A 6,106-nucleotide genomic window follows, 5' to 3' on the forward strand; every position below is an offset into this window, starting at 1 on the left:
TGGCATGACTTCCGATGCAGATCGCAGGCCCGGCTTCGAACTGACCGACGCACAGTGGCGGGAGAAGCTGACCCCCGAGGAGTACGCAGTGCTCCGGCAGGCGGGCACCGAGCGTCCGTTCGTCGGTGAGTACACCGACACCGGGACCACCGGCGAATACCACTGCCGGGCCTGTGACGCCCTGCTGTTCACCTCGACGGAGAAGTTCGAATCCCACTGCGGCTGGCCGTCGTTCTTCGATCCGGCCGACACCGACGCGGTGATCCTGCGGGCCGACGACTCGCTCGGTATGCGGCGGGTGGAGGTGCTGTGTGCGAACTGCCACAGCCACCTCGGTCACGTGTTCGAGGGCGAGGGCTACCCCACCCCGACCGACCAGCGGTACTGCATCAACTCGATCTCGTTGCGTCTGGTCCCGACCGCGTAGGCGTTTCGGGCTGCGCCGACGCGCGGCGGCGGGGACGATCGGATCATGACGGCATCGAGCACGTCCCACAAGTCCACCGTGTCCATCATCGGTGCGGGCAGCGTCGGAACCGCGATCGCGTACGCCTGCCTGATCCGCGGGTCCGCCGACGCGCTGGCCCTGTACGACACCAACGCCGCGAAGGTGCGCGCCGAGGTGCTCGACCTCAACCACGGCACCCAGTTCGCGCCGGCGTGCCGGATCGACGGCTCCGACGAACTGGCGGTGACGGCGGGCTCGGACCTGGTCGTCGTCACCGCGGGCGCGAAGCAGAAGCCCGGACAGTCCCGGCTCGATCTCGCCGCGGCCAACGTCGAGATCGCGCAGGCCCTCACGCCGGCACTGCTCGACCTGTCCCCGGACGCGGTGGTGCTGTTCGTCAGCAACCCGGTCGACGTCGTCACGTACGCGGCGATCCGTGCGGTCGGCGACGACTCGGCGCCGCGGATCTTCGGATCCGGGACCGTACTCGACTCGGGTCGGCTGCGGTTCCTGGTCGCGCAGCGGGTCGGGATCGCGGTGGAGAACGTGCACGCCCTCGTCGTCGGTGAGCACGGCGACTCGGAGATCACGCTCTGGTCGAGCGCCACCGTCGGCGGGGTGCCCGCCCTCGCCTACGACGGCGGCGACGGCCCCGTCTTCGACGCCGACACCCGCGCCGACATCGCCTCCGACGTGGTGCGCAGCGCCTACGAGATCATCGCGGGCAAGGGCGCGACCAACCTGGCCATCGGCCTGTCGACCGCCCGGATCGTGGAGGCTGTCCTGCGCGATCAGCACCGGGTGCTGCCGGTGTCCACACTGCAGCGCGGCGCCCACGGCATCGAGGGGGTCTGTCTGTCGCTGCCGACCCTCGTCGACGGACGCGGCGCCACCCGGGTCCTGGAAGTGCCGATGTCCGACGCCGAGATGGCGGGGTTGCAGGCGTCCGCGCGCGCCCTGCGCGAGGCGCAGGACGCGCTCGGTCTCTGACCGATCAGCCGCCGTACATCTTCTCGATCAGGCCCTTGGCGATCGCCGTCGCGGGGCCCTGCCCGTCGACAGCGGGCGCGAGGTTCGCCCACACGACGACGGTGACCTTGTTCTCCGGGTCCGATCCCATGAACGAGTTGTACCCGGGCAGCTCGCCGGTGTGACCGTACATCGGACCGAGTTTGGCGATGCCCCAGCCGTATTCGGTCGACTGCGGGTTCGTCGGGTCCGTCGGCTGCAGGCTGGCCATCCGCTTCGCCTCCATGTCGGCGTCGAGCATCTCGCCGTCCGCGAGCGCCTCGACCCAGGTCGCGAGGTCGTTCGCGGTCGCGATGCCTGCCCCCGCCGCCCACGCCCACGACGGATTGCCGTTCGTGACGTCGGTGGGCGCGAGCGTGCCGTCCTTCGCCGCGGCCTGCATGTCGGCGGGCAGCGCCGGGTCGGTGAGGGTGAGCATGTTGGTGCCGAAGAAGTATCCGTGCGAGTACGGCGCGGGGACGGCGGAGTCGGCGGGTCCGGGGAACGACGAGTTCGACATCCCGGCGGGACCGAAGATGCGGGCCTCGTAGATCTCGGGCAGCGGTTTTCCGTCGAGTTGCTCGGCGATCAGGCCCAGCAGGACGTAGTTGGTGTTCGAGTAGTGGTAGCCCTGTCCCGGCGGGAAGTACGGCGGATGCGCGTATGCGAGGGCGAGCAGCTCGTCGGGGGTCCAGACCTTCTGCGGCTCGTTGTCGAGGGCCTCGTTGAGCTCGGGTGTCTCGCTGTAGTTGTAGAGACCCGAGCGCATGTCCAGGATCTGCCCGATCGTGATGTTGTCCCCGTTCGGGACGTCGGGCCGGTACTTCGACACCGGGTCGTCCACCGAGATCCTGCCCTCCTGCGCCAGTTGCAGGATCACGGTCGCGGTCCAGGTCTTCGTGTTCGACCCGACCCGGACGTGGTCGTCGAGGGACACCGGTCGACCCCCACCGCGTTCGGTGGTGCCGTAGGTGGCGGTGACGGTGCCCGACGGGGTGCGGACCAGCGCGACAGCGCCGGGGAAGAGGAATTCCTGCGCACCCTGCTCCAGGGCCGCCTCGAGGGTCGCCTGGTCCGGCGGGGTCACGGCGGTGGTGGCAGTCGGTGTCTCCGAGCCGGCGGTGGAGTCACCGCCGGAGTCGTCGGAGCACGCCCCGACGAGCAACACCATGGCGAACGCGGCGGATGCCACCTGAACACGTCGAACCCTGACCAGCCCGGCACTGTGCATACCGGCAGACGCTACGCCACCGACGGCAACCGCGCGGGCCGATCACTCCTCCCGCGACCGGACCACCGGCGGGTCGTACGCCCGGATCGGCGGTAACGCACCGTCGAACCGTTCGATCTGCACCAGCACGTGCTGACCGGTGCAGCCCCGGGCCAGCCGTGAGGTGCCCACGTCCGGCGTGAGCACGTTCGGATTGCCGTGCACGCACAGCGAATTCGGGTCGGCCGGATCGAGCGGGTCGTACCAGGCCCCCGTCGCCAGCTGCACGACCCCGGGGAGCAGGCCCTCGTCGAGGACCGCCCCGGCCAGGCAGGCGCCGCGATCGTTGAACACCCGCACCACGTCCCCGGCCCCGATGCCGCGGGCCGCGGCGTCCGCGGGGTGCAGCCGGATCGGTTCGCGCCCTTGCACTTTCGAACCCTGGCTGGTGGCGCCGTGGTCGAGCTGGCTGTGCAGCCGCGTCTTCGGCTGGTTGGCGATCAGGTGCAGTGGGAACTGCTGCGCGCGTTCGCCTCCGAGCCACTCCTGCGGCTCGTACCAGGTGGGGTGGCCCGCGCAGTCGTCGTAGCCGAAACCGTCGATGTCGGCGGAGAAGATCTCGATCTTCCCGCTCGGGGTGCGCAGCGCGTTGCGTTCCGGATCGGCCCGGAAGTCCTCGAGCAACGTCAGGTCGTCCTCGGTGCGCATCCGGACGTGCCCGCGGGCCCGGAACTCGTCGAAGTCGGGTGCGTCACCCCCGTCGGCGAGCACGAATCCACGCCACTGCTCGTAGAGGTGCTCGAGCCACTCCCCCGAGGTGCGACCCTCGGTGAACTGCGGCCCGAAGCCGAGGCGGTGTGCGAGCGCGGTGAAGGTGTCGTAGTCGTCGCGGGCGTCGGCGAACCGCGGCACCGCGGCCTGCATCGCGACCAGCAGCGGGTCGTTGCGGGTGCACGACAGGTCGTCGCGTTCGAGCGCGGTCGTCGACGGCACCACGATGTCCGCGTGCTTGGCCATCGGCGTCCAGTACGGGTCGTGCACGACGATGGTGTCCGGCCTGGCCAGCGCCCGCCGCAGCCGGCCGAGGTCCTGGTGGTGGTGGAAGGGATTCCCACCGGCCCAGTAGACGAGCCGGATGTCGGGGAACGTGCGGGTTTCGCCGTTGTAGTCGTACCGCTGACCCGGATTCAGCAGCAGGTCCGAGATCGCCGCGACCGGGATCGACTCCGACACCGGGTTCTGCCCCTGGAACAGGGTCGGCAGCGGGTACGGCACCGGCGCCAGTCCGGGTTCGTTCATCGAACCGTAGCCGTGCCCGAAACCCCCTCCGGGAAGCCCGATCTGGCCGAGCATCGCGGCCAGGGTGATGCCCGCCCACGGCGCCTGCTCGCCGTGCCGGACGCGTTGCAGCGACCAGGTGACCGTGACCAGCGTGCGCCCGGCGGCCATCCGCCGGGCCAGGTCGGCGATCGTGTCCGCGGGCAGCCCGGACAGCGCGGCCGCCCAGTCGGGGTCCTTCGGAACGCCGTCCGTGCGGCCGAGCAGGTAGTCCTCGAACTTGTCGTAGCCGGTGGTGTAGCGGTCGAGGAAGGCGCGGTCCGCGAGATCCTCGGTGGCCAGGACGTGTCCCAGCGCGAGCATGATCGCCACGTCGGTGCCCGGCCGCGGCGCCAGCCACCGTGCCTCTCCGTGCAGGTCGTCGCGCAGCGGGCTGATCGAGACGATCTGCCCGCCGCGGTCACGCAGGGCATCGAGGGCGCCGCGCGTCGGGTGGTTGCTGGTGCCGCCGTCGTTGACGGCGGTGTTCTTCAGCGGCACCCCGCCGAAGCACACCATCAGATCGGTCTCCCGGGCGATGACGTCCCAGTTCGTGGAGCGGGCGAACAGTTTCCAGTGCGTCCCGATCACCCGCGGCATGATCACACCGGTCGCGCCGAGCGAGTAGCTGTGCTCGGACCGGGTGTAGCCGCCGAGCATCTTCAGGAACCGGTGCACCTGGCTCTGCGCGTGATGGAACCGTCCCGGCGCGGACCACCCGTAGGAGCCACCGAAGATCGCCCGGTTGCCGTGGGTGTCGACGACCCGTCGCAGTTCCCCGGCGAGAAGGTCCGTCAGCTCGGCCCACGAGACGGCGACGTACTCGTCGGCGCCGCGACGGTCGGACGGTCCGGGTCCGTTCTCCAGCCAGCCGCGGCGTATCGCGGGGCCCGCCACCCGCGACCGGTGCCGTACCGACCCCACGGCGTTGGCCAGGATCGGCGAGGGATCGGCGTCCCCGGCGAACGGGTGCACGGCGGTGACCTCACCGTCGGCGGTCTCGGCTTCGAACATTCCCCAGTGCGCCATCTGCTGGTGCCGGCCGGATCCCACGTTCATGCGCTCAGTGTGTCATCGGCCGGTCACCGGCGACGTCACCGAGTCAGGGAACCGGCGATCATGGGCCAGAAGTTGTGCAGGTCGTCCTGCCAGTAGCCCCACGAGTGGGTGCCCGTGGGCCGGAAGTCGTAGGTGGCCGGGATTCCCAACTCGCCGAGCCTGTCCGCCAGCCGATGGGTGCACTGGTTGGTCCCCGCCTCGATGACTCCGCCGACGATCACCTGGTTCGCCAGGACACCCACGTCTCCGTCGACATCCGGTCCGGCGAGGGTCTCGTGGGGACCGGGCAGCCCGGTCCCGTTGGTGATGTACAGGTCCACACCGCGCAACTTCTCCGCGTTGACGACGGGGTCGTTGGCCACCCAGTCCGGACTGTCGGGTGGTCCCCACATGTTCGCGACGTCTCCGCCACGGAAGCCGACGACGAAGTTGACGTAGTCGCGGCCGGGCGGGGTGCTGGTCTCGGCGCACCCGCTGAAGGCACCGACCGCGCGGTACAGCGTCGGAGCGGCCTGGGCCAGACTCAGGACGGACGTCCCCGACATCGACAGTCCCGCGATGGCGTTGACCCCGGTCGTCCCGAGCGTGGCGTCGACGATCGGCGGCAGTTCCTCGGTGAGGAAGGTGGTCCACTTGTTGAGGCCGAGGACGGGATCGGACCGCTGCCAGTCCGTGTAGTAGCTGTAGGCACCACCGACCGGGATGACGACATTGACGTTCTCGTGCGCGAAGAAGTCGACCACGTCGGTCTTCGCCTGCCAGGTTGCCGTGTCCTCGCCGCCACCGGCGCCGTTGAGCAGGTACAGCGTCGGCCTGGGCACGCTGGGATCCGCGGGACGGATCACCTCGAGCAGGACCACCTTCTCCATCGCCGCGGAGTACACGTACATGTTCAGCTGACGGTCGCCGACCTCGTCGACGTGGTCGAGGACGGATCCGTCCGCCGATGCCGGGGCCGCTCGCCACGCGTCCGCCGACGCCACCCCGCCGAAGACGCTCGACGCCGCGACGACGGCAACGACGACCAGTGTCCGACAGTGTCCGATCGCGCTCATGGCCGCTCC

Annotated in this window: 5 protein-coding genes; 2 read left to right on the forward strand and 3 right to left on the reverse strand. The window is 70.1% G+C overall.

Annotated elements, in window-relative coordinates; translation table 11 throughout:
* The first annotated feature begins 4 nt into the window (after positions 1-4).
* Both msrB and ACFYVR_RS02320 read left to right on the forward strand, forming a co-directional pair.
* The gene (gene msrB / locus ACFYVR_RS02315) at positions 5-427 is read left to right on the forward strand and encodes a peptide-methionine (R)-S-oxide reductase MsrB (protein ID WP_387469171.1); all 423 of its coding nucleotides are present in this window, start codon (positions 5-7) and stop codon (positions 425-427) included.
* 45 nt (positions 428-472) lie between these two features.
* A complete protein-coding gene (locus ACFYVR_RS02320; protein WP_387469173.1) occupies positions 473-1,438 on the forward strand; it encodes an L-lactate dehydrogenase in 966 nt (321 codons plus the stop codon).
* A 4-nt stretch (positions 1,439-1,442) separates the two neighbouring features.
* Here the strand turns inward: ACFYVR_RS02320 and ACFYVR_RS02325 are convergent, their stop codons facing one another.
* From ACFYVR_RS02325 to ACFYVR_RS02335, 3 genes are all read right to left on the reverse strand, one after another.
* On the reverse strand, positions 1,443-2,648 hold the full coding sequence (locus ACFYVR_RS02325) for a serine hydrolase domain-containing protein (protein WP_387469175.1): 1,206 nt from the start codon (positions 2,646-2,648) through the stop codon (positions 1,443-1,445).
* Positions 2,649-2,729: 81 nt separating this feature from the next.
* Positions 2,730-5,012 carry a molybdopterin-dependent oxidoreductase gene (locus tag ACFYVR_RS02330; RefSeq protein ID WP_387470290.1) on the reverse strand — a complete coding sequence of 761 codons (2,283 nt, stop codon included), beginning with the start codon at positions 5,010-5,012 and terminating at the stop codon, positions 2,730-2,732.
* A gap of 65 nt (positions 5,013-5,077) precedes the next feature.
* On the reverse strand, positions 5,078-6,097 hold the full coding sequence (locus tag ACFYVR_RS02335; RefSeq protein ID WP_387469178.1) for an alpha/beta hydrolase: 1,020 nt from the start codon (positions 6,095-6,097) through the stop codon (positions 5,078-5,080).
* Between the last annotated feature and the right edge of the window lie 9 nt (positions 6,098-6,106).

The sequence above is a fragment of the Rhodococcus sp. NPDC003318 genome (assembly GCF_042879035.1).
Lineage (GTDB): Bacteria > Actinomycetota > Actinomycetes > Mycobacteriales > Mycobacteriaceae > Rhodococcus_G.